General features: G+C 42.4%; 1 protein-coding gene and 1 pseudogene. Both read right to left on the reverse strand.

Going from position 1 to position 2350, the window contains the following annotated elements:
- Positions 1–684 precede the first annotated feature (684 nt).
- Positions 685–2100 carry a DEAD/DEAH box helicase gene (locus AB4558_RS21720; RefSeq protein ID WP_170967985.1) on the reverse strand — a complete coding sequence of 472 codons (1416 nt, stop codon included), beginning with the start codon at positions 2098–2100 and terminating at the stop codon, positions 685–687.
- Positions 2097–2350, reverse strand: a pseudogene (locus AB4558_RS21725) (hypothetical protein); the annotation flags it as partial. The pseudogene AB4558_RS21725 and the gene AB4558_RS21720, both read right to left, overlap by 4 nt.

Raw genomic sequence — 2350 nt, forward strand, 5'->3', positions numbered from 1 at the left:
AAATTGACTACACAGGTCGTAAATGGGTTTGTAATAGTGGATACAGGCAAGAAGGTGATCAGTGTATAGACTATTAAATGGCCAATCGAGCTTGTTCCATGGAAAGTAGTGAACAAATTTCAGCGCTAATATTTTAGCGCAATTTATGATCAAACTTTATCACTCTGAGTGTTGTATATGACCCGTTTCAGGGGCATTTATGATCAAGCTATATTATCCACTGACAGCTTCTACGACTCTAAACGGACAGGCATTGCCAGCTGGGGGAACCATGTGGCTTGCAGGGACAAACTGCAGGATATGCTTAGTGGATATTATCTGAGCAAGGAAACGACTGGATTGATGGGTTTTTAGGCTAATTTCTGATCAAGAGACAGGTGCTAACCATCTATCCAGTTGGAAGCTCCAAACCATCATGTGTATTTTAACCTCTTTCCAGTCTTCCAGAGTGACTCAGCACTCGGTCATTTTCGATTATGCATATAAAGCCTGTTTTAATGTAATCAGGCAAAGTATGCACTGTACGAAGGTATATTAATTGGCAAATTTGCCTTATAAAAAGTTATTCATGAATAACTAATATTAGAATTCCTGAAACTCTTTTCTGTCCATAAATGAGTTGAACGACGCCGCTACGTGGTGTGATCACCAAGGGATTCTGTCGTATCTTAATTACTAAGCGATTCATGGGTTTTGAAAACGGAACACATCAACAATTTGTTGTCTAAAATCACCCACTACGTCGAAGTAGTGGCACTGTTCTTCAGAGTTGTGGTTAGATAAGGTGGCTGCTTTTTGTTCAGTTTTAGTTAGTTGTGTTTCGCCCCATGAAATCTGGGTGCCTGAACTTTTTATGCTTGAGTAGTTTGGTATCCGCGTGTTATGAATTTCTGAAAATGCAGCGTTGTTATGGGGCATGTGTTCTTGAAATACTACATCGTTCAAAGGGATCTCCTCTGCGACTCGGTTGGCATAAGTCACTAGGTTGGGTTCGGCAAAAGTATATAACCACGCTTCTTGGTTTATCCCTTTGTTTATCCTGAGAATACGCCCCAAGATTTGCCTGAAGTAAAGCTCTGTTTTAACCTTGCTAAGGTGGCAGCACACTTGAAGCCTAGGGATATCTGTCCCTTCGCTAATCATTCCCACACTCACTATCCAATCGGAATCGCTGCTTCTGAAGTCATCGATGATCCCTGAAGGGGCGTCATGCTTGTAAGTGACAAGAACCGCCTTTTTATTAAACTCTTCGGAAAGCATTGAGTGTATTCTTATCGCGTGCTCAACAGATGCCGCTACCACTAACCCTGCGGCGTTTGGTTTCTTTTCCTGAATCGCATCTAGCTTCTTTAAGCCTAATTTTATCAGGTATCTTATGCAGGTATCGTCGGTGATGATACTTTGATAGTAGCCAAAAGGTTCATCCAGATATTCACGGATGGATGAGAAGTGGCGAGTTTCTGAATCGTTAGATTTTGCAGTGATCATTTCGTTGTCGACTAAGACAATACTGGGTAAGCGACATACTTTATCTTTAACCGCTTGGCTCAACCCATAGACGTAGTTACATTCAATTTCAGCCGTGTTGATGTTGTAGCTTGATAGGCTTACCGGTGCTTTATCAGAACGCCATGGCGTACCAGTTAATGAAAGTGTGTATCGAGCGTGGGATTGTATGTGTTGAATAACTTTTTCACCCCATGCGTTTGCCTCTGTCATGTTGAGCCCCGCGCAATGATGAATTTCATCAAGGACAACCAGGACTCGGTGAGTTTGTAGCAAAGACCAAAAGTAGTCATCAAAGTACTGCAAACCTTGATAGGTATACGAGGCACCTAACGCTCCAATCACGCCATCAAAACGGCAGTTCAGGTGATTCTTAAAGGTGTAAGCTAACCCCTGCGATATGGCTGTTGATGGTGAAAAACAAAGGACAAAGTCGATAGCTTTTTGTTCAAATAGCCGAGAGGCAACTTCTGCCGCCATGACTGACTTTCCAGCCCCTGGCGTTGCAAGACAGAGGAAGTGAGACTGACCTTTCTGATAGTGATGCAGGGCCAGTTCGACGCACTCTGATTGCCACTGGCGCAAAGCTATCATGATAGTGCTAATGCCATTTTGATTGCTCTTATCTGACCAACCAATTTTGAACTTTGAATCTTGGTCTTGCTCCTTACATCATGTAAGCCTTCTTTTAAATGAGGGAACTCAGAGCTAAGGCCTTGATACGTTTGAAACTCTTGTAAGCAGGCTAAAAAGTCACTTTCACATTGCTCTAACCTTTCTTGAAGTACCGTTTTAGGCGAATCTGATTTGCTTTCATAAGAACTATTGTCCCGTCCTGAAATGT

Source organism: Vibrio sp. 10N.222.51.C5, from assembly GCF_041474575.1.
In the GTDB taxonomy this organism is placed as follows: domain Bacteria; phylum Pseudomonadota; class Gammaproteobacteria; order Enterobacterales; family Vibrionaceae; genus Vibrio; species Vibrio crassostreae_C.